Annotated in this window: 19 protein-coding genes; 11 read left to right on the top strand and 8 right to left on the bottom strand. The window is 73.5% G+C overall.

Features of this window, described 5'->3' with window-relative positions; genetic code table 11:
- Positions 1-15: 15 nt before the first annotated feature.
- On the bottom strand, positions 16-777 hold the full coding sequence (locus AB0F11_RS15605) for a DJ-1/PfpI family protein (protein ID WP_362173011.1): 762 nt from the start codon (positions 775-777) through the stop codon (positions 16-18).
- Between the two features lie 407 nt (positions 778-1,184).
- A complete protein-coding gene (locus tag AB0F11_RS15600; RefSeq protein WP_362172904.1) occupies positions 1,185-1,319 on the bottom strand; it encodes a hypothetical protein in 135 nt (44 codons plus the stop codon).
- A gap of 88 nt (positions 1,320-1,407) precedes the next feature.
- Here AB0F11_RS15600 and AB0F11_RS15595 point away from each other — a divergent pair, with 88 nt between their 5' ends.
- Both AB0F11_RS15595 and AB0F11_RS15590 read left to right on the top strand, forming a co-directional pair.
- Positions 1,408-2,874, top strand: coding sequence for an amino acid permease (locus tag AB0F11_RS15595; RefSeq protein WP_362172902.1), 1,467 nt, complete (start codon positions 1,408-1,410; stop codon positions 2,872-2,874).
- Between the two features lie 171 nt (positions 2,875-3,045).
- Positions 3,046-3,297 (top strand): EF-hand domain-containing protein, encoded by a 252-nt coding sequence (locus tag AB0F11_RS15590; RefSeq protein ID WP_362172900.1) that lies wholly within the window; start codon positions 3,046-3,048, stop codon positions 3,295-3,297.
- A gap of 226 nt (positions 3,298-3,523) precedes the next feature.
- On the opposite strand, the gene AB0F11_RS15585 is transcribed toward AB0F11_RS15590, so the two are convergent.
- A complete protein-coding gene (locus tag AB0F11_RS15585) occupies positions 3,524-3,979 on the bottom strand; it encodes a GNAT family N-acetyltransferase (protein ID WP_361907100.1) in 456 nt (151 codons plus the stop codon).
- A 141-nt stretch (positions 3,980-4,120) separates the two neighbouring features.
- Positions 4,121-4,783, bottom strand: coding sequence for a TetR/AcrR family transcriptional regulator (locus AB0F11_RS15580; protein WP_362172897.1), 663 nt, complete (start codon positions 4,781-4,783; stop codon positions 4,121-4,123).
- Positions 4,784-4,884: 101 nt separating this feature from the next.
- Here AB0F11_RS15580 and AB0F11_RS15575 point away from each other — a divergent pair, with 101 nt between their 5' ends.
- The 5 genes from AB0F11_RS15575 to AB0F11_RS15555 all read left to right on the top strand — a co-directional run bounded on the left by AB0F11_RS15575 (position 4,885) and on the right by AB0F11_RS15555 (position 11,508).
- Positions 4,885-7,137 (top strand): MMPL family transporter, encoded by a 2,253-nt coding sequence (locus AB0F11_RS15575; RefSeq protein ID WP_362172894.1) that lies wholly within the window; start codon positions 4,885-4,887, stop codon positions 7,135-7,137.
- An 8-nt stretch (positions 7,138-7,145) separates the two neighbouring features.
- A complete protein-coding gene (locus AB0F11_RS15570; protein ID WP_362172891.1) occupies positions 7,146-7,832 on the top strand; it encodes a DUF2993 domain-containing protein in 687 nt (228 codons plus the stop codon).
- Positions 7,833-7,963: 131 nt separating this feature from the next.
- Entirely contained in the window at positions 7,964-8,392 is a 429-nt protein-coding gene (locus tag AB0F11_RS15565; RefSeq protein WP_362172888.1) for a hypothetical protein, read from the top strand.
- 708 nt (positions 8,393-9,100) lie between these two features.
- Entirely contained in the window at positions 9,101-10,207 is a 1,107-nt protein-coding gene (locus AB0F11_RS15560) for a PLP-dependent cysteine synthase family protein (RefSeq protein WP_362172885.1), read from the top strand.
- A complete protein-coding gene (locus tag AB0F11_RS15555) occupies positions 10,204-11,508 on the top strand; it encodes an MFS transporter (protein WP_362172882.1) in 1,305 nt (434 codons plus the stop codon). The genes AB0F11_RS15560 and AB0F11_RS15555 overlap by 4 nt, the downstream gene beginning before the upstream one ends.
- 69 nt (positions 11,509-11,577) lie before the next feature.
- Here AB0F11_RS15555 and AB0F11_RS15550 read toward each other — a convergent pair whose 3' ends face one another.
- Positions 11,578-12,243, bottom strand: a complete 666-nt coding sequence (locus AB0F11_RS15550) for an MSMEG_1061 family FMN-dependent PPOX-type flavoprotein (RefSeq protein ID WP_362172880.1) — start codon at positions 12,241-12,243, stop codon at positions 11,578-11,580.
- A gap of 129 nt (positions 12,244-12,372) precedes the next feature.
- Complete coding sequence (locus AB0F11_RS15545) at positions 12,373-13,818, bottom strand: glyceraldehyde-3-phosphate dehydrogenase (RefSeq protein ID WP_362172877.1); 1,446 nt, start codon at positions 13,816-13,818, stop codon at positions 12,373-12,375.
- 335 nt (positions 13,819-14,153) lie between these two features.
- Between AB0F11_RS15545 and AB0F11_RS15540 the strand changes: the two genes are divergently transcribed.
- Complete coding sequence (locus tag AB0F11_RS15540; RefSeq protein ID WP_362172874.1) at positions 14,154-15,440, top strand: hypothetical protein; 1,287 nt, start codon at positions 14,154-14,156, stop codon at positions 15,438-15,440.
- Positions 15,437-16,144 (top strand): hypothetical protein, encoded by a 708-nt coding sequence (locus AB0F11_RS15535; RefSeq protein ID WP_362172871.1) that lies wholly within the window; start codon positions 15,437-15,439, stop codon positions 16,142-16,144. Before AB0F11_RS15540 ends, AB0F11_RS15535 begins: the two co-directional genes overlap by 4 nt.
- Here the strand turns inward: AB0F11_RS15535 and AB0F11_RS15530 are convergent.
- Complete coding sequence (locus AB0F11_RS15530) at positions 16,110-16,568, bottom strand: Lrp/AsnC family transcriptional regulator (RefSeq protein WP_360633737.1); 459 nt, start codon at positions 16,566-16,568, stop codon at positions 16,110-16,112. The genes AB0F11_RS15535 and AB0F11_RS15530 overlap by 35 nt on opposite strands.
- A 151-nt stretch (positions 16,569-16,719) precedes the next feature.
- On the opposite strand from AB0F11_RS15530, the gene AB0F11_RS15525 reads away from it, so the two are divergent.
- Together AB0F11_RS15525 and AB0F11_RS15520 are read left to right on the top strand one after the other, a co-directional pair.
- Entirely contained in the window at positions 16,720-17,682 is a 963-nt protein-coding gene (locus AB0F11_RS15525) for a DMT family transporter (protein ID WP_362172868.1), read from the top strand.
- A gap of 64 nt (positions 17,683-17,746) precedes the next feature.
- Positions 17,747-18,985 carry an aromatic amino acid transaminase gene (locus AB0F11_RS15520; protein ID WP_362172865.1) on the top strand — a complete coding sequence of 413 codons (1,239 nt, stop codon included), beginning with the start codon at positions 17,747-17,749 and terminating at the stop codon, positions 18,983-18,985.
- Here AB0F11_RS15520 and AB0F11_RS15515 read toward each other — a convergent pair.
- The gene (locus AB0F11_RS15515) at positions 18,973-19,587 is read right to left on the bottom strand and encodes an HPP family protein (RefSeq protein ID WP_362172862.1); all 615 of its coding nucleotides are present in this window, start codon (positions 19,585-19,587) and stop codon (positions 18,973-18,975) included. The two genes, AB0F11_RS15520 and AB0F11_RS15515, sit on opposite strands and share 13 nt — an antisense overlap.
- Positions 19,588-19,660: the final 73 nt, after the last annotated feature.

Below are 19,660 nucleotides of genomic sequence, written 5' to 3'. Positions count from 1 at the left end.
GGCGGGGCGGGCTGCCTACCGGGGCGGCGCGGCGGACGTCCACACGGTTCCGCGCGCCTCGTACTCGAGCATGCCCTCCAGGCCGGTGGCCGCCTCGGGCCCGAGTCCGCGGCGTACGAGCCACAGGGCGAGTTCGAGGCCCGACGTGATGCCGCCCGCGGTGACGAGGTCGCCGTCGTCGACCACGCGCGCGCTCTTGAGCACGCCGCCCTGCTGTTCCAGATCGGCCCGGGCCTTGTGGTGCGTGGTGCAGGGGCGTCCCTTGGTGAGCCCGGCGGCGGACAGCAGCATGACGCCCGTGCACAGGGCGCTGATGGTGAGCCCGGGCCGGGCGGCCGCGGCCAGGGCGCGCGGCAGGGTGCCCCGACCGATCTCGGCCCACACCCCCGGATCGGTGCGGCGCGCGTAGCCGCCGCCCGGCACGACCAGCACGTCGGCCTCCGCCGGCGCCCACGGGTGCAGGCCGCGGACCTCCGTACCGTAGGCGGCACGGACCGCGGGACGGTGCGGGGCGGAGACGTAGCGGACGTCGACCGGGCGGTCCGTGAAGAAGCGGGCTGCGGAGAAGACCTCGTACGGTGCGGCGAAGTCGAGCTCCTCGACCCCGTCGAACATGACGACGTGGACGCGCAGGGGCGCGCCGGGTGTCCGGGCCCCGGAAGGGGCGGACGGGGCGGTCGCGTGTGCCGGGGCCGCTGCGGCGGGCCCGGCAGCGGCGCCGACGGCCCCGCCGACGCCGAGCACGGTCGACGCGCGCAGCACGTCCCTTCGGTTCAGGTGCATGCGGTACTCCTGCCGGTTGCGGTGCGGGTGAGGAGGATGCGGCCCGGGGCGCGCCTTGGGCCACGCAACAGACAGTCGGACGGCCGACCCGCCGGGTTCCCGCGTAGCCCGACCTGCCGGGGCGGGCCGTACCGGCACCGACGGTGACGACGCCGTCGGGCGCCGCGGGAGCGGACGGCGCACGAACTGCGGGCGCAGGGCGCCGTGTTCAGGGTCCTAGCGGAAAAGGAGGAGATGCACAAGACCCGACACGCACGCACAGCCCATAACGCTACGTGTCCGTAACGAGCGGGGCCGTACCGGGGGCGGCACGTGTTGCCTCGATGTCATTCGGTGTTCGCTCAGAGGATGCTCAGATCCGGATAACGATCGCGTCACCGCACAAGGGCCTTTAGGCCTGGTCACAGGCGAATGACCGATATGCCGGTGATGTGCGCCACGGTCACGCGCCGGATGGCGTGATACATCTTCACGACCGCCTGCCGGACACCACCCATGTCCGTGCAGGGGCGCTGACGCCGGCCGACCGCCGGCATGCAACTCCATCAGCATCCGGGGGATCGGAACCCGATCCGCAGCCGAGCGCGGCGCGGGTCGGCATGGAGCGGAAAGGCGCACCACAGCATGACCTCGACGCAGGTCGACAACCACCACGGCGACGACACCACGGGCACCACGCCCGAGGAGGGCTACGAGCGCGGGCTCGGCAGCCGCCAGGTCCAGATGATCGCCATCGGCGGCGCCATCGGCGTCGGCCTCTTCCTGGGCGCGGGCGCGAACATCGCGAAGGCCGGGCCCAGCCTCATCCTCATGTACGCCCTCGCCGGCGTCATCGTCTTCTTCATCATGCGGGCGCTCGGCGAGCTGCTCCTGTACCGGCCCGTCTCGGGCTCGTTCGCGGAGTACGCCCGCGAGTTCCTCGGTCCGTTCTTCGGGTTCGTGACCGGATGGACGTACTGGCTCATGTGGGTGGTCACCGGCATGGCCGAGCTGACCGCCGCAGCCATCTACGTGCACTTCTGGTTCCCGGACATCCCTCAGTGGGTGACGGCCCTGGTCTTCCTGGTCGTCCTGTACGTCGCGAACCTCATCTCGGTGAAGATCTTCGGCGAGATCGAGTTCTGGTTCTCGATGGTCAAGGTCACCGCCCTGATCGGCATGATCGTGATCGGCATCGGCGTCGTGACCTTCGGGTTCAGCCAGGCCGGCGACACCGCCGCCGTCTCCAACCTGTGGGCCTTCGACGGCATCTTCCCCATGGGCGTCGGCTCCAGCCTGATGACCCTGCAGGGCGTGATGTTCGCGTACCTGGCCGTCGAGCTCGTCGGTGTCACCGCGGGTGAGTCCGAGAACCCCGAGAAGACCCTGCCCAAGGCGATCAACACCCTGCCGTGGCGCATCATCGTCTTCTACGTCGGCGCCCTCAGCGTGATCCTGATGGTCGTGAAGTGGACCGAGTTCCAGCCGGGCGTCAGCCCGTTCGTGGCGGCCTTCGCCAAGATCGGCATCCCGGCGGGTGCGGCCATCGTCAACTTCGTGGTCCTCACCGCGGCCCTGTCGTCCTGCAACTCCGGCATGTACTCCACCGGGCGCATGCTGCGCGACCTGGCCGCCAACTCCGAGGCCCCCAAGGTGCTCGGCAAGCTGAGCTCCACCAAGACCCCGGCGATCGCCATCACCCTCTCCGTCGCCCTCATGGGCATCGGCGTGGTCCTCAACTACGTCGTCCCGGAGAAGGCCTTCGGCTACGTCACCTCGGTGGCGACCGCGGCCGGCATCTGGACGTGGCTGATGATCCTCGTCAGCCACATCCGCTACCGCCGCGCGGTGGACGCCGGCAAGCTGCCCGCCTCCTCCTTCCCGGCCCCCGGCGGCACCGTGTGCAGCTGGATCGCCGTGGCCTTCCTGCTGCTGGTCACCGCGATGATCGCCATCGACCCCGACAGCCGCGTCTCCCTGTACGTGGGCGCCGGCTGGGCGGTGTGCCTGGCGGTCGGCTGGGCGGTGCTGAAGTCCCGCAATCCGCAGATCGCGGCGCGGGCCGGTGCCGGCGCTGACGCGGACCCGGACCTGGAGCCCGCGGGCCGCTGACCCGCGCGCCCCTGCGTTGCCCTGTCCTGCCCTGACCGACGGGGGCGTACCGACCGCGATACGGCCGGTACGCCCCCGTCGGCGTGGCGGGCGAGGCAACCTCGGACCAGGCCCCTGCGTCCTTTTCAGCAGGACGCGTGACGCGCGCCGCCCACGAAAGCAGGACATGCCATGAGCGACAAGGCCCGCACACTCTTCGACGCGCTCGACCTCGACCACGACGGCACGCTGACGCGCGCCGAGGTCATCGAGGCCCTCCGGGCCAAGGGCCCGACCCTGGCCGCGCAGGGCGTGATCCCCTTCTGGGGCGTCGGGGACGAGGACGACTCCTCGGCCCTCTTCGACGCCGCCGACCAGAACGGCGACCGCGTCCTGACCTTCGAGGAATTCGCAGCAGTCGCAAACCGCCGCTTCGGCTGGTAGCCCCGCCAGGCCCCCGCCTCGCCCGCCGGTCCGGGCAGAACCGGTCCCGTGGCGCTCCGCCGACGCCTGAGCCGAGTGGCCGGCCATTCCAGCCCCGCTTCGACGGCAGACAACGCGCCGACGCCGGAGACGAGAGCCGGCAACACCAGCCTCGCCGGCGATTGAGGCGCGGGGCCGGGAGGAGCCCGGTGCCCGGTGGGCCCGGTGCCCCGGTGGAGGCGGGGGGTCAGGCCGTCGGGGTCATGTCGTACGTGATCCACATCGTGCGGGTGGCCACCTGGTCGTACTTCCCCCGCGCCCGGTGGTTGTCATCGGCCGTGATCCACCGCACCACGCTCCACCCCCGCTCCGCGGCGATCTCCCGCAGCCCGGCCAGCAGCAGATCGGCCGCGCCGGACCCCCGGCTCTCGGGGGCGACGAACAGGTCGTCGAGGAAACAGCCGACCGTCGCCGACAGCGGCCGCGCGAACGGCCGGTAGTGGGCCAGGCCGACGAGCCGCCCCTCGGCGTCCTCCGCAACGAGGGCGTTCACCTCGTGCTCCGGATCCCGCACCCAGGACCACACCCGCTCCGCGGCCTCCTCGGTCTGCTCGACCCGGTAGAAGTCGGCGTAGCCGCGGTAGAGCGCACGCCACTGCGGGAAGTCCTCCGCGCGGACCGCGCGGACCTGGATGTCGGACATGGGGACACACCTTCGCGGCTCGAACTGACGGTCGGGAACCGATCATGCCGGAGGCCCGCACCGGCAATGCCGCCGACGCGTCCAAGCCGGGTCCGGGAGTGCGCCGCGGTGGACAGGTCGGCCGGCCCCGGCCCGGCCGGGTCAGTCGACCGAGGCGAGCAGGGTCAGGACCGTGGCCTCCATGGCCCGCCGCGCCTCCTCGGGGCTGAGCCCGGTGGTGCGCCAGTGGTGCCATGCCCCCCAAGTGGTCACCGCATCCAGTCCGTTCAGCAGATCCGTACGGCGCGGACCCGTCAGCGTGTCCAGCTCCTGCGCCAGCACCGCCTCCAGTCGCCGGCGCGCCTCGGCGAAGGCCTCGTCCCAGGCCTGCCGGATCCGGGGCGAGGGGTGCTCGAGCCGCATCACCGCCAGCCGCGTGGGAGTCATCCACTCCAGGATCCGGGCGCGCTGCTCCACGAGCGCGGCGACCCGCACCGCCCGGGACCCGCTCGTCGGCAACGGCCTGATCTGCTCCGCCAGTTGCTCCAGCCGCCGGGTGATCGCGGTGTCGACGAGCTGGGCCATGTCGGCGAAGTGGTGGAAGACGGAGCGCCGCGAGACCCCCGCGTACGCGGCCACCTTCTCCGCCGGGAACTCGGTGACGCCCTCGTCGAGCAGGGCCAGCAGGGCGTCGGCGATCTTCTCGCGTGTCTGCCGGCCGCGCTCGGTCCGCCCGTCCACCGCGGCCCCGGCACGCCCGTCCACCGCGGCCCCGGCCCGGGACCCCTCACCCCGCTCCGGCTTCCGTTCCGGTGTGCGCTCCATCGCGGCCTCCCTTCTCCGATTGACATTGTTGCACTTCAAGTGCAAACGTAAATCTGCACTCAGAGTGCAAGTTGTTCAGGCAGCAGAGGAGAAGCCGCACGATGTTCCACGCCCTGGGGCGCAGCTGTGCCCGTAGACCCGGCCGGGTCCTCACCGCCTGGCTGGCGCTGCTGCTCGCGCTCGCCGCCGCGGTCCTGGTGTACGGCCGGGCCACGAGCGAGGCGGTGACCATCCCCGGCAGCGACAGCCAGGCGGCGCGGGACGCGGCCGGGGCCTTCCCCGGACCGGCCTCCGGCAGCCAGCCCGTGGTCCTGCACACGGCGACCGGCGGCGCCCCGCTCACCTCGGAGGCCCTGCGGACGGCGGTCGAGGCCGCCGCGGCGGACATGGCCCGCGTCGACCATGTCGTCTCCGTCACCACGCCCTACTCCCCCGCCGGGCGAGCGGCAATGAGCCCGGACGGGCATACCGCGTACCTCTCCCTCGGGCTCGACGTCACCGGCCGCGACATCACACCGGAGGTCACCCGCGCCGTGACGGCCGCCGCCGAGCCGGCGCGCAGGGCCGGGATCGAGGTGACCCCGGGCGGCGATCTCGCCGCGGCCGCGGACAAGGGGTCCACCGGGCACAGCGAGCTGATCGGCCTGGCCGCGGCGGCCGTCATCCTGTTCCTCGGTCTGCGCAGCGCCACCGCGGCGGGCCTGCCGCTCGCGGTCGGGATCGTGGGCCTGGTGATCTCGCTGTCCCTGATCGGCCTGGTCGGCCACCTCGTGGACATGCCGTCCTCGGGCGCGACCATCGCCGCCATGATCGGCCTCGGCGTGGGCATCGACTACACGCTGTTCTGCCTGACCCGCTTCCGTACGCTCCTGGCGGCAGGCACACCGGTGGAGGAGGCCGCCGCGCGCACCACGGCCACCGCCGGCAAGGCCGCGGCGTTCGCGGGCTGCGCCGTGGCCGCCGCCCTCGCAGGGCTGGCGCTCGGTGGGCTGCCTCTGCTGTACGCGCTCGCGCTCGCGCCGGGGATCGCCGTGCTCGTGGCCGTCCTGGCCGCCCTCACCCTGCTGCCGGCCCTGCTCTCCCTGCTCGGGCGGCGACTGGCCCCGCGCAGGCCGGCCACCGGCTCGGACGACGACTCGGACCGCGGCCGCTCGGACCACGACACCGCCACCGGGGCGCGCTGGCACCGGCTGGCCGTGCACGTCGCCGACCGGCCCTGGCGCTACCTGCTCTGCGGTCTGGCGCTGATGGCCGTACTGGCCCTGCCCGCCGCCTCGTTGACCTTCGGTCAGCTCGACGCCGGGGACAAGGCCCGCGGTACGGACAGCCGTCTCGCCCACGACCGGCTGGCGGACGCCTTCGGACCCGGCGCCAACGGCCCGCTCCAGGTCACCGCCTCCCTGCCCACCCCCGCACCGGGGCCGGCCGACAGCCGCGTCGAGGCGGTCACCACCGCCCTCGGGCGGACTCCGGGCGTGGCCGCGGTCAGCCCGCCGCAGCTCGCCGGGGACGCCCGTACCGTCCGCTGGCAGGTCACCCCCACCACCGGCCCCGGCGACCCGGACACCGCCGAACTCGTCGACCGCCTCAGGGAGTCCACCCTGCCCGGAGCCACCGCCGGCACGGGCGCGGTCACCCACGTGGGCGGAGCCGCCGCCGCCCAGGCCGACCTCAACGACCGGCTCGCCGGACGGATGCCCGCCGTCATCGCCACCGTCGTCGCCGTCGCCGCGCTGCTGCTCCTGCTCGCGTTCCGCTCGCCCGTCGTCGCGGCCAAGGCCGCCGTCATGAACCTCCTCTCGGTCGGCGCCGCGTACGGGGTGCTCACCGCCGTGTTCCAGTGGGGCTGGGGCGCCGGACCGCTCGGCCTCGACGGGCCCGTGCCGATCCCCGGATACGTCCCGCTGCTGATGTTCGCCGTGCTGTTCGGGCTGTCCATGGACTACGAGGTCTTCCTGCTGGCCTCCGTGCGCGAGGCCTACCTGCGGCACGGGGACAACCGGCGCGCGGTGGTCACGGGCCTGGCCGGCACCGGTCGGATCATCACCTCCGCAGCCCTGATCATGGTCTGTGTGTTCCTGAGCTACCTGTTGTCCGACGATCCCGTGGTCAAGATGTTCGGCATCGGCCTGGCGACCGCCGTGGCCCTGGACGCCACCGTCGTACGCGGGCTGCTGGTGCCGACGAGCATGGTGCTGCTCGGCTCCCGGAACTGGTGGCTGCCCGCCTGGCTCGACCGGCTGCTGCCCCACATGGACATCGAGGGCGAGGCCGTGCCGGCGGCCGCCCCGGGCCCTGCCACCGGCACGGCCCCTGCCACCTCGACCCCCACCGAGTCCGTCTCCGCCCCCTGAGGAACCGCATGCCCGCCGCTTCGCGCCGCCCGCGCCGCCGCGCCCGTACCGTCATCGCCGTCGCCGCGCTGCTCGCGACCGCCCTCCCCGCGGCCGATGCCCTCGCCCGCCACCAAGGCGAGAGCCGGCTCGCCGACCGGATCGCCTCCCGCCACCCCGACCTGCGATCGGCGCCGCAGGTCCGCATCGACGGGTACCCCTTCCTCCTCGACGCCGCACGCGGCTCCCACCCCGAGGTCCGGGTCTCCGCCGACGCCGTCACCGCGGACGGGCATCCCGTCCGGGCGGACGTGGACCTGCGGGAGGTCTGCGAACGCCCCGGCGGGTACTCCGCGTCGGAGGTCGACGCCCGCTTCACCGTCCCCTTCGACTCGCTCGGCGCGCGGACCGACCGCGCCCTGCACGTGTCCGACGCGGGAGACGGCCGGCTGCGCATCGAACGCCGTGCCTTCGGCATACCGGTCGTCATCACGGCCCGACCGCACCTGGAGAACAACACCGTCACGCTCCAGGCGTCCGCCGCCACCCTGGCCGGCCACCCCGTCGACCCCGCCACTCCGGTCATCGCCCAGGCCCTCGCCGAGCGGCGCTGGGAGCTGCCCGCCCTCCCGCTGGGGCTGCGCGCCTCGGAGGTCACGGTGGGACCTGACGGCGTGACGGCCCACGCCCGCGGCGAACGGGTCGCCCTGGGCTGAGCGGCCACTGCTGCGGGCGGCGGGCGGCGGGCGGCGGTATTCGGCTCCGGAAGGAGCTGTCGGGGAACACTTTCGGCCCATCTCGCGGAGGGGTCGGCCGTCCCCCGTATCAGCGCGGTTAGGATCCGGGCATGATCACGGCCCGGTCGTCCTTGCGCGCGCCGCGGATTCGGGGATTCCGGAATCCGGTCGCCGCGTTCTGGCTGGCCTTGCTGTTCTTCGGTTTCCTGTACGCACACGGTGCCGGTGCGGGCGTCGCCGCCGGTACGGCGCACCACTTCTCCGCCGCGCCGGCGGTGGAGGTTTCGGCCGCCGCGTTCCCGGGCGGGACGAGCGCCGCCGTGGCCGTGTCCACTCCCGGGGAGGACGGTTCCCCGCATCCCGTGGAGCACTGCGTACCGGGGCGGCCGGATCTCGACGCGGTGACCGCCGACTGCCCGCGTGCCGACGGCCACCGCGGCGTCGAGTGCCCTCCCGTCGGCGGGGTGCCCGCGCCGCGTGGTGCGCCGCAGACGTACGGCGTGGCGGTCTGCCCCACTCCCGGGGTGCTGCGCATCTAGGCGGCACACGGGCCGACTCGGCCCGTTCGGTTCACCCTTCCCCGGGGTGTACGCCGGGCCGTGATCCGGCGGCCACCGCTGTCCGAGCCGAAGCGGCTCCACGGAGGAACCGTGCCGTTCCACCCACCTCACCGGCCGCGCCGCCACCGCGTTGCGCAGGGACGGGCCCGGCGGTTCGTCCTGGCCGCCCTGACCCTGCTCGCCTTCACCGCGGCCCTGATCGGCTGCCTGCACCACACCGAGGCCGCTCCCCCGTCACCGGCAGCGTCATCGGCGGCGGTGCACAGCGCCGCCGCGCACGACCACCGTCCCCACCCTCACCACCCCTTGTTCACGGGGGATTCCCGGGGCGCTCCCGAGCACGACGAATCCTGCATTCCCGATTACCCCTCCCGGACGGTCCAGGAATCCTCCGCGCCGCGCCCCGCCTCCGTACCCGTTCTCTTCGCGGCGGTCCTCGGCCTGTTCGGTGCGCTCCTGCCCGTACGCGGACAACGGCGCGGTTCTCCTTTTCCGGTGAGGGCCCGCGAGGGCCGGACCACTCAGGCCACCGTCTGCTGCTGGCGCATTTAGGACTCGTTCGAGCGGCCGCCCGTCCGGCAGCCGCCGCCTGTACCCGCCCCGCGGAGCCTGCCCTGCTCCTCCGCGCGGCCGGCGCACAGGCGCGATGTGCACGGAAACAGCCATCCACGAATGAGAGTCGAGGAAATGTCCTCTCCGTCCACGCAGACCACCCAGCCCCTGCGCACGGCCCTCTCCGGGCTCGTGGGCAACACCCCCCTCCTGCGCGTCTCCGAGCCGTTCGCCCCCGAAGGCCACGGCTTCTGGGCCAAGTTGGAGGGCTTCAACCCCGGCGGCATCAAGGACCGCCCCGGCCTGCACATGGTCGAACGGGCCCGCGCCCGCGGCGAGCTGAAGCCCGGCGCCCGGGTCATCGAGTCCACCAGCGGCACGCTGGGCCTGGGCCTCGCCCTGGCCGGCATGGTGTACGGGCACCCCGTCACCCTGGTGACCGACCCGGGGCTGGAGGCGTCCATGACCAAACTGCTGACCGCCTACGGGGCCCAGGTCAACGTGGTCTCCGAGCCGCACCCCACCGGCGGCTGGCAGGAGGCGCGCCGCGAACGGGTGCGGCAGCTGATGGCCCGGCACCCCGGATCCTGGTGCCCCGACCAGTACAACAACCCGGACAACACCAGCGCCTACACCCCGCTCGCCCTGGAACTCGCGGCCGAGCTCGGGCACATCGACGTCCTCGTGTGCAGCGTCGGCACCGGCGGGCACTCGGCCGGCGTCTCGCGGGTCCTGCGGCAGCTGTACCCGCAGCTGGAGCTCGTAGGGGTCGACACCGTCGGCTCGACGATCTTCGGCCAGCCGGCCCGCCCGCGGCTCATGCGCGGCCTGGGGTCGAGCATCTACCCGCGCAACGTCGCGTACGGACACTTCACCGAGGTGCACTGGGTGGCTCCGTCGGAGGCGGTGTGGGCCTGCCGGCAGCTCGCGTCGTCCCACTACGCCACCGGCGGGTGGAGCGTGGGCGCGGTGGCGCTGGTGGCGGGCTGGCTGGCCCGTACGCGGCCGGCGGACACCCGGATCGCTGCGATCTTCCCCGACGGGCCCCAGCGGTACCTCGGGACGGTGTACGACGACGACTACTGCGCCGCCCACGGACTCCTTGACGGGCCCGCGGCCGCCGAGCCGGAGGTCGTGGGCCGGCCCGACGAGAAGGAGGTCACGCGCTGGACGCGGTGCACGGCCGTCGTCGACCCGCTCGCGCTCGGGGACGCCGCGACCGGGGAGGACGCGGACCGGTGAAGGCCACATTCGTACAGGTCCGCTCCTACGAGAAGAGCGTCCGGCTGCTGATGGTGAACCAGTTCACCATCAACCTCGGCTTCTACATGCTGATGCCCTACCTCGCCGCGCACCTCTCCGGATCGCTGGGCCTGGCCGGCTGGACCGTCGGACTCGTCCTCGGCGTACGCAACTTCAGCCAGCAGGGCATGTTCCTGGTCGGCGGCACCCTGGCCGACCGGCTCGGTTACAAGCCGCTGATCGTGGCGGGCTGCCTGCTGCGGACGGCCGGCTTCGCCACCCTGGGCCTGGTCGACTCGCTGCCGGCGCTGCTGGCCGCGTCCGCCGCGACGGGCCTGGCGGGGGCGCTGTTCAACCCGGCCGTGCGCGCCTACCTGGCCGTGGACGCGGGAGAGCGGCGGGTGGAGGCGTTCGCCCTGTTCAACGTCTTCTACCAGGCGGGCATCCTGCTCGGCCCGCTGGCCGGCATGCTGCTCACCGGCGTCGACTTCCGCCTCACCTGCCTCGTCGCGGCCGGGATCTTCGCGCTGCTGAGCGCCGTACAGATCCGCAGCCTGCCGGCCCGCCGCGCGGACGAGGCCGAACCGGCGCGGGACGGGGCGCGGGAGAAGGTGCTCGCCCAGTGGCGCGGCATCTTCGCCAACCGGCCGTTCCTGCTGTTCTCCACCGCGATGATCGGCTCGTACGTCCTGTCCTTCCAGGTCTACCTGGCGCTCCCGCTGGAGGTGCGGCGCCTCGGCGGCGGGGGAACCCTCACCACGGCGGCGACGGCCGGGCTGTTCGCCGCCTCGGGGCTGGGGACGATCCTGTTCCAGACCCGGGTGACCGCCTGGTGCAAGGCCCGGACGACCCCCGGCCGGGCCCTGACGCTGGGGCTGCTGACCATGGGCGCGGCCTTCGTACCGCTGCTGCTGACGGCGGTGGTGCCGCTGCCGGACGGCGGGGCGTGGCGGTGGCCGGCGACCGTGGTGCCGCCGACGCTGGCGGCGGTGCTGCTCGCCCTCGGCACGATGATCGCCTACCCCTTCGAGATGGACACCATCGTCCGGCTGTCCGGCGACCGGCTCGTGGCCACGCACTACGGGCTGTACAACACCATCTGCGGGATCGGGATCACGCTCGGCAACCTGCTCACGGGCGCGGCCCTGGACACGGCCCGGGCGGCGGGCATGCCGGCGTTGCCGTGGCTGTGCCTGCTGGTCCTGGGGCTGCTGTGCGCCGGCGCGCTCCTCTGGCTCCACCGCACGGGCCGCCTCGCCCGGCCCGCTGCCGTGGTGCGCCCTGCGGCCGCGGCCGCCTGACGGGCCGGACCGGCGTGACGAGGGGGCGGGTGCCCGCGCGGCGCCCGCCCCCTCGTGCTGCGACGTCGGCTACTCGTAGCGGTGGAGGAGCGATTCGCGCTCTTCCTGCCGGATCCGCTCCAGCGTCAGGTCGGGCATGCCGAGGTGGGAGAGGGTGATCTCGGCCGAGCTGGGAACCGCGTCCTCGGCGAGCCACTCCTCGGGCTTCCAGGCGCCGCTGCGCAGGAAGGCCTTCGGGCAGTGCTGGTACGCCTCCTCCACCTCGACGACGATCGCGCTGCGCGGGGGCTTGCCGACCGGGGTGAGCTGCTCCAGCAGCCGCGGGTCGGCGCAGACGCAGGCCCTGCCGTTCACCCGGAGGGTGGCGCCGCGGCCGGGGACGAGGAAGATCAGGCCGGCGCGGCCGGTCTCCACGATGTTGTGCGCGCTGTCGAGCCGCCGGTTGCCGGTGGCGTCGGGGACGGCGAGGGTGAACTCGTCGAGGACCGCCACGAATCCGGCGGGCCCGCCGCGCGGGGTCACGTCCAAGCGGCCGTCGGCGCCGGCGGTGGCGATGAAGACGAGCGAGGAGCTCTGGATGAACGCCCGGGCCACGTCGTGGATCCGGTCCACCTCCTTGTGGCGGACCATTTCGCTGGGCTGCTCGTACAGGGCCCGCAGTTGGGCGGCGTCCTGCAGGGCGGTGGAGTTCAGGGCGTCGAATATGCGGCCGGCGGGCCGGGGCTGGGTGCTCACGTCGCGCCACTATAGGAAGCCGGTGGAGCGGACGGGAACGGGGCGCCCGGTCCGGGCTGTTGCCCGGGCCGAACGCCCCGTACGCGGTGGACGCGCTGCGCGCTGTGCGCGCTGTGCGGCCTTGCGGGATCAGACCCGCGGAGCCGGGTAGGTCGGGTACTCGACGCCCGAGACGTGCTGGACGACGCGGATGACCTGGCAGGAGTAGCCGAACTCGTTGTCGTACCAGAGGTAGAGGATCGCGTTGTCGCCGTCGACCTTGGTGGCGCCGGCGTCGACGATCGAGGCGTGGCGCGAGCCGACGAAGTCCATGGAGACGGCGTCGGGCGCGGTGGTGAAGTCGATCTGGCGCTTCAGCGGCGAGTTCAGCGAGACGTCGCGGAGGTAGTCGAGGACCTCGTCGCGGGTGGTCTCACGGCCCAGGCGCAGGCTGAGGATGGCGATCGAGACGTCCGGGACGGGGACGCGGATCGAGCTGCCGGTGATGGGCGCCTTGAGGTCCGGGAGCGCCTTGGCGACGGCGGAGGCGGCACCGGTCTCGGTGATGACCATGTTGAGCGGCGCGGAGCGGCCGCGGCGGTCGGCCTTGTGGTAGTTGTCCAGCAGGTTCTGGTCGTTGGTGAACGAGTGGACGGTCTCCACGTGACCGCGCAGGACGCCGAACTCGTCGTCCATCGCCTTCAGCGGCGGGACGATCGCGTTGGTGGTGCAGGAGGCGCAGGACAGGATCTGCTCGTCCGGCTTGATGGTGTCGTGGTTGACGCCGTGGACGATGTTCGGGACATCGCCCTTGCCCGGAGCGGTCAGGACGACCTTGTCGATACCGGGGCGCAGGTGCTTGGAGAGGCCCTCGCGGTCGCGCCACTTGCCGGTGTTGTCGATGAGGATGGCGTCGTTGATGCCGTGCGCCGTGTAGTCGACCTCGGAGGGGTCGTTGGCGTAGATCACCTTGATCGCGTTGCCGTTGGCGACGATGGTGCTGGTCGCCTCGTCCACGGTGATGGTGCCGTTGAACTGCCCGTGGATCGAGTCGCGGCGCAGCAGCGAGGCGCGCTTGACGAGGTCCTGGTCGCCGCCACCGCGGACGACGATGGCGCGCAGGCGCAGCCCGTTGCCGGAACCGGCCTTCTCGATCAGCAGGCGGGCGACGAGGCGGCCGATGCGGCCGAAGCCGTAGAGGACCACGTCGCGGCCGGCGCCGCGCTCGATCTTGTTGGCACCCGTGGCACCGGCGACGGCCTCGGCGGTGAACTCCTCCACCGACAGACCGCGGTCGTCGGTCTTGTAGGTGGCGGCGAGCATGCCGATGTCGATCTGGGAGGGGCCGAGGTCCAGGGCGGTCAGCGCCTGCAGGAACGGCATCGTCTCGGTGACCGACAGCTCCTCGCCGTCGATCTGCCGGGCGAACCGGTGGGTCTTCAGGATGCTGACCACCGACTTGTTCACCAGGGAGCGGCTGTGCAGCAGGATCGTGACATCCCGCTCGCGCTGCAGCTTCCCGATGATCGGGATCATCGACTCCGCGATCTCCTCGCGGTTCTTCCAGTTAGTGAACGAGTCCTCGTTGACAGTCACAGGCGTATCTTTCGAGCTAGGCGGCGCTCATATGCTAACCCCCTCGTACTTTGACCCCTCAAGGGGCACCCCGACATGACTCCGTCCCCACAGGCCACCCTCGCCCCAAACCAGACAAATCACCCACCAGTCGGCCCGTAAACCGCTGTTTCCTCCCCACCCCTCCCGATTCGCTGCCCGCGTACACGGGATCGGGCGGCAGCCCGCGGGACGGTGTGGTCCATCTCACCGAAAGACCACCAGGGAAGCCGTGCGACAGGCACGAAGCCGGGGGACGGAGGAGAATGGACCGACGGAGGGTCATGTCTTGCGCCGCCCGATGGGCCATCCGTTCGTTGACCGCGGTACTGCTGGGCACCGCGGTCGCCTGGGGCAGTGTGGCCGTGGCCCCGCCGGCCAGGGCCGACTCCTCCATCGAGCTCACGCCCACGCAGGGTCCGCGTGGCACGTCGGTGCACGTGCACGGCTATGGCTTCCAGGACTGCCTGACCTCCCGGCAGAGCGCCACGGGCGGCGGGCGCCGGTACCCGGCACAGATCGACGTCACTTTCGCCGATGGCAGCCCCGTCCCGGCCCAGGCCGACCCCGACTCCGGCGAGTTCGAGACCGACGTCGGGGTTCCGCCCGACGCCTCACCCGACACGTACGAGGTGAAGGCCGTGTGCACGGCCAAGGGCTCGGGAATCCGGGCGACCGCGCAGTTCACCGTGACCCCTCCTCCCGAACCCGCCCTGGCGCTCGAACCGGACAGCGCGCCCGGGAACTCGACGGTCCGGGCGACCGGTTCGGGATTCGACTCCTGCACCAGCGGTACGGCGGCGCTGTCATGGGACGGCAGCCCCGGGCTGGAGGTGGATCCGGACCCGGCCGGCATCGAGCAGGGCGGGTTCACCGCCCAGTTCAACGTTCCGGCGGAGACCGCCGCCGGCGACTACACGGTGACGGCGCAATGCGTCGATGACGACACCATCCACGCCGAGGCATCGTTCACGGTCGAAGCCGGCCAGGGGCCCTCGCCCCCCTCCACGCCCCATGTGGCGCTCGACCCCGCCGAGGGGCCGGCGGGTACCTCGACGGTCCGGGTGTCCGGTTCCGGGTTCGACTGCCGGGAGGTGGACGTGTTGTGGGACGGCGGGTCGATGCAAGACGTCAGCGTCGACGACGACGGCACGTTCGCCACCGAGTTCGCCGTTTCGGCGGACGAGGCGGAGGAGCAGCACACCGTACGGGCCCAGTGCGCGGACGACGCGGGCGTGGGCGACGACGAAGTGTTCACCGTGACGGCGCCCGGTCCCGCCCCGGTCCCGCGGCCGACCCCGAACCCGACCTCCCCCTCCCCGCTCCCGCCGCCCCCGGACGGCATGGTGCCGATCGGGCTGGTCGTGGGGGCGAGCCTCCTCGGGGTGGGCCTGCTGGCCGCCGCCGGGGTCGCGTTCCTGGGCCGCCGCGCCCGCGGCCCCCGCTGGGTGCGCGGGCACGTCAGCGCCCGGCTGCGGCCCCTGTCGGCCGCGACCGCCGCGGTCGACACCCGCGAGGACCCCGGCTCGGTGACCCGCACGGTACGGCTGGAGCCGCATGCGGATCCCGGTGAGCGGACCGTGACCGAGGAGGACGGACCATGACCACACCTGCCCCTGCCCCTGCCCCTGCCCCTGCCCTCGAACCACTCACGGTCCGGGCCTTCCTGCTCGGGCCGGAGCTCGACCGCTCCGCCGCGTCGCTCGCCGACAGGCTGCACGAGCACGACGCCGCCACCGGCGTCCTGCCCCGCGGGCGGGGCCTCACCGACGCGGCGGACCGGGCCGTGGAGGCCGAGCTGGCCAACGTCGTCGACGGCTTCCTCGACCTCGACCTCGTCTCCCTGCTCGCTCACGGCTGGTCCAAGCACTCCGCGCTCCGCGACGCCGCCCACCGGACCCGCCGGCTCCCGGGCAGCGAGGAGGTGGTCGCGCTGGCCACCCACACCATCACCTCGACCCACCACCCCCACGTGGACCTCCTGGTGGACGGGGCCCCGGCCGCGACCGTGGAGGTGGGGCTCACCGTCGTCTTCCACGTCCGCGCCCTGGTGGCGGTCGTCCGGGACGCCCTGCTGACCGGTGTGCGTGCCGGGGCCTGCGAGATGGAGGCGAAGCTCCTCGTCCGCGGGATCACCGTCGTTACCCGGGAGGGCCGGCTGGACCTGCCGGCGACGATGCGCCTGCGCGCCCCCATCCCCCTGCTGCCGCCCCCGGACGCCCCGCCCCCTCCGGCGCACCCGCCCGCCCCGGCGCCTCCGCACGCCCCGCCCGTCACTTGGGGGCGGGATAGACCCTCGACTGCTTGACGCTGCCGAAGGCGAAGCTCGACTCGATCGAGGCGATGCCGGGGATGGCGTGGATGCGGTGGCGGACCAGGGCCTCGTACGCCTCGAGGCTTTCGATGACGACCCGCAGCAGGTAGTCGCTGCTGCCGGCCATCAGGTAGCAGTCCTGGATGTGCTCGATGACGGCGACGTGCTCCTCGAAGACCCGGACCGCCTCCGCCGTGTGGCGTTCCAGCCGTATCCGGACGAACACGGTGATCGGCAGACCGTAGGCGACCTGGTCGACCATGGCCGTGTAGCCGCGGATGAGGCCGGCCTCCTCCAGCCGCCGCACCCGGCGCAGGCAGGGCGAAGGCGAGAGCCGGACCCGGTCGGCGAGCTCCTGGTTGGACAGCCGCCCGTCGGCCTGCAACTCGCGGATGATCTGCAGATCGACTGCGTCCATGGCGCTCCTCCTCGGTATCCCGGGCCATCCGTGGCAGATTCTGCCCCCAACGTATGCCTGAGGGGCAGAACTGGCAATCGGCTGCCCCGGGAAAAGCTCTAGCGTTGCCCCGTGGCCGGATCCGGCCCCTTTTGAGGCTGGAGGAACCACCGTGGCCGCCACGAAGACCGCGCCCGCGCAGGCACCCCTACGCGCCCGCCCCGCGGGCCGCAGCGGGCTCTCCCCGCAGGCGCAGGGCCTGCTCGCGCTGGCGGTGACCGTGCTGATCTGGGCCGCCTTCGCGCTCAGCGCCCGCGCCCTGAGCGCCTCCTCCCTGCGGCCCGCCGATGCGGCGCTGCTGCGCTTCGGCGTCCCGCTCGTCGTCCTGGCGCCGGCGCTCTGGCGGCGCCGCCGGGCCCTCGCCGCCGTACGGCCCGCCGCGGCGCTCAAGATCGCCTGCGGGGCGGGGGTGCCCTTCTTCCTGGCCGCGATGTACGGCGGCTCCCTGACCTCGGCGGCGTTCGTGGGCTCGATCGTCCCCGGGATGGTCCCGCTGTTCGTCGCCGCGCTCGTCGTCGCCGGCGGCCGCGGCGCACCTCGCGGCACCCAGGCGGCCGGGCTCGCCCTGATCGCGGCCGGCGTCGTCGCCCTCGTCTGGCGCTACATGTTCCCGCTCGACGCCTCGGTGCTCGCCGGGGCCGGGATCCTGCTCGTCGCGAGCGGGCTGTGGGCCCTGTACACGGTCGGGCTGAAGGAGATCGAGCTCGATCCCGTCGGGTCGATAGGACTGCTGTGCCTGCCCTCGTTCGCGGTGATGGCGCTCCTGGTCCTGACCGGGATGCTGCCCAGCGGCCTGGCGTCCGCCGCCGGCTCCGACATCCTGCTGTTCCTGGTCGTGCAGGGGCTGGGGGTCGGGCTGTGCGCGGGCCTGCTGTACGCCTTCGCCATCCGCCGGCTCGGCGCGGAGCGCAGCTCCGCCTACGGAAGCCTCAGCCCGGTCCTGGTCGTCCTGCTGGCCGTGCCGCTGCTCGGCGAGTCCCCGACGGCCGCCGTGCTCGTCGGGGTGCCGCTGATCACCGCGGGGGTCTTCCTGGCCAACCGGCGCCCCCGACCCGCAGTCGGCGCCCCCTCCTGACCGCCCGCCCCGCTTCCGCGTTCCCACCGCCCCCTCCCGATCCCCAGCCCGAGGTTCCCGAAAGATGCTTGAGCTCCTCCTCCCGCCGCCCGTCGACCCGCTGTGGGACCTGACCGAGGCGTACGGCGCCGACGCCCGGCCCGAGCGCCTGAACCTGGTCCTCGGCGTCTACCGCGACCAGTCGGGCGGCACCCCGGTCATGGCGGCGGTGCGCGAGGCCGAGCTGCGCCTGGCGGAGCGCTCGGCGTCCAAGGAGTACCGCGGGCTCTCCGGCAACACGGCCTTCAACCGGGCGATGCTGTCGATGGTCCTCGGCACCGGCGGCGCGGCCGAGCGGGCCGTCGCCGTGCAGACGGTCGCGGGCAGCGGGGCGCTGCGGCTGCTGGCCGATCTGATCTGCCGGACCCGCCCGGGCACGACGGTGTGGATCAGCGACCCGGCATACGTCAACCACCGGCCGATCCTCGAGGCCGCGGGGCTGACGGTGCGCACGTACGGCTGGCTCGACGCCGAGGGCCGCGCCGACGAGGCGGGGCTGCTGCGCGACCTGGCGCAGGCGCGCCGCGACGACGTGGTGCTGCTGCAGGGCTGCTGCCACAACCCGACCGGGGTCGACCCGTCGGCGCAGACCTGGGAGGCGCTGGCCGGGCTCGCCGCGTCGGCGGGCTGGGTGCCGTTCGTGGACCTGGCGTACCACGGGCTGGGCGACGGCCTGGAGGCCGACCTGGCGGCCACCCGGATGCTGGCGGAGCGGGTGCCCGAGATGCTGATCGCGATCAGCTGCTCGAAGAACTTCGGGCTCTACAGCGACCGCACCGGCTGCGCCGTGGTGCTCGGTTCCTCGCGCCGCTCGCTGCAGCACGTGGAGACGGCCCTGCAGAACGCGGCGCGGACGCTGTACTCCATGCCGCCCGAGCACGGCGCCGCGGTGGTGGCGACGGTCCTGGAGGACGACGGGCTGCGGGCGCTGTGGCGCACCGAGCTGGACGCCATGCGCACCCGGATCGAGGCGAACCGCAGCGGCCTGGCGCGGCAGCTGGCCGCGCTGGGCCGGCCGGCCGAGGCCGAGTCCCTGGCCCGGCAGAAGGGGATGTTCTCGATGCTGCCGCTCTCGCCGCGCCAGATGCTGCGGCTGCGCAGCGGGTTCGCGATATACGGCACGACCGCGGGCCGGATCAACATCGCGGGCCTCCCGGCGGAGCGGATCGCGTGCCTCGCGCAGGGGATCTCGGCGGTCCTCGCCGAGGACGCCGGCCGGCCGGAGTCACACGGCGCGCAGCCGGCGCCCGCTCACCACCAGTAGGCGGGGTAGCGGGGCGCCTTGGGCCGCATGCGCGAGGCCGCGTACCCGGTGAGGACGAGCAGGACGGTCGCGCCGAGGAGCAGCGGTACGAAGCGTCCGGGCGCGGGGGTCTGCAGGACGACGATGACGGCGCTGGCGCAGCCCGGCGAGTGCGGGGTGCGCGCGGCGGTGTTCGCGGCCAGGGTGAGCCCGGCGGCGACGGCCGCGGCCCAGGGGGTGCTGCCGGCGGCGGCGAGCACGGCGTAGCCGACGACGGCGCCCATCAGGTGTCCGACGATCACGCTGCGGGGCTGGGCGAGCGGCAGGGTGGGGGCGCTGTGCACGAGGGCGGCGCTGGCGGCGAGGGACGGTATGAGGACCGGCTCGTGGATCACGGCGCCGATCCCCACCAGCGCGAGCAGGACCACGGTGGCCGCGCTGATGCTGTGGGCCGCGGCGGCCGGAGTGGGACGCGCGGGCGCGCTCGGCGTCGCGGCGGCCGGGGTGGGGCGCGCGGGCGCGCTCGGCGTCGCGGCGGCCGGCGTGGGGCGCGCGGGCGCGCTCGGCGTCGCGGCGGCCGGCGTGGGGCGCGCGGGCGCGCGCAGCGGGGAGGGCGTGCTCATGGTGGTGCGTTCGTTCCTGGCAGGCGGAGGGCGGGGCAGGGGTCGGTCGGCAGCGGCGGCGGGGCCGGCGCTG

Source organism: Streptomyces sp. NPDC032472, assembly GCF_040636955.1.
Lineage (GTDB): Bacteria > Actinomycetota > Actinomycetes > Streptomycetales > Streptomycetaceae > Streptomyces.
This window is presented reverse-complemented; position numbering and strand designations above follow the sequence as displayed.

What these genes read in the sequence shown, in the direction of transcription:
- AB0F11_RS15595 (WP_362172902.1), top strand. Translation starts at nt 1,408, where the DNA reads ATGACCTCGACGCAGGTCGACAACCACCACGGCGACGACACCACGGGC.
- AB0F11_RS15535 (WP_362172871.1), top strand. Translation starts at nt 15,437, where the DNA reads ATGACCACACCTGCCCCTGCCCCTGCCCCTGCCCCTGCCCTCGAACCA.
- AB0F11_RS15570 (WP_362172891.1), top strand. Translation starts at nt 7,146, where the DNA reads ATGCCCGCCGCTTCGCGCCGCCCGCGCCGCCGCGCCCGTACCGTCATC.
- AB0F11_RS15565 (WP_362172888.1), top strand. Translation starts at nt 7,964, where the DNA reads ATGATCACGGCCCGGTCGTCCTTGCGCGCGCCGCGGATTCGGGGATTC.
- AB0F11_RS15580 (WP_362172897.1), bottom strand. Translation starts at nt 4,783, where the DNA reads ATGGAGCGCACACCGGAACGGAAGCCGGAGCGGGGTGAGGGGTCCCGG.
- AB0F11_RS15600 (WP_362172904.1), bottom strand. Translation starts at nt 1,319, where the DNA reads ATGCCGGCGGTCGGCCGGCGTCAGCGCCCCTGCACGGACATGGGTGGT.
- AB0F11_RS15590 (WP_362172900.1), top strand. Translation starts at nt 3,046, where the DNA reads ATGAGCGACAAGGCCCGCACACTCTTCGACGCGCTCGACCTCGACCAC.
- AB0F11_RS15585 (WP_361907100.1), bottom strand. Translation starts at nt 3,979, where the DNA reads ATGTCCGACATCCAGGTCCGCGCGGTCCGCGCGGAGGACTTCCCGCAG.
- AB0F11_RS15575 (WP_362172894.1), top strand. Translation starts at nt 4,885, where the DNA reads ATGTTCCACGCCCTGGGGCGCAGCTGTGCCCGTAGACCCGGCCGGGTC.
- AB0F11_RS15560 (WP_362172885.1), top strand. Translation starts at nt 9,101, where the DNA reads ATGTCCTCTCCGTCCACGCAGACCACCCAGCCCCTGCGCACGGCCCTC.
- AB0F11_RS15520 (WP_362172865.1), top strand. Translation starts at nt 17,747, where the DNA reads ATGCTTGAGCTCCTCCTCCCGCCGCCCGTCGACCCGCTGTGGGACCTG.
- AB0F11_RS15530 (WP_360633737.1), bottom strand. Translation starts at nt 16,568, where the DNA reads ATGGACGCAGTCGATCTGCAGATCATCCGCGAGTTGCAGGCCGACGGG.
- AB0F11_RS15515 (WP_362172862.1), bottom strand. Translation starts at nt 19,587, where the DNA reads ATGAGCACGCCCTCCCCGCTGCGCGCGCCCGCGCGCCCCACGCCGGCC.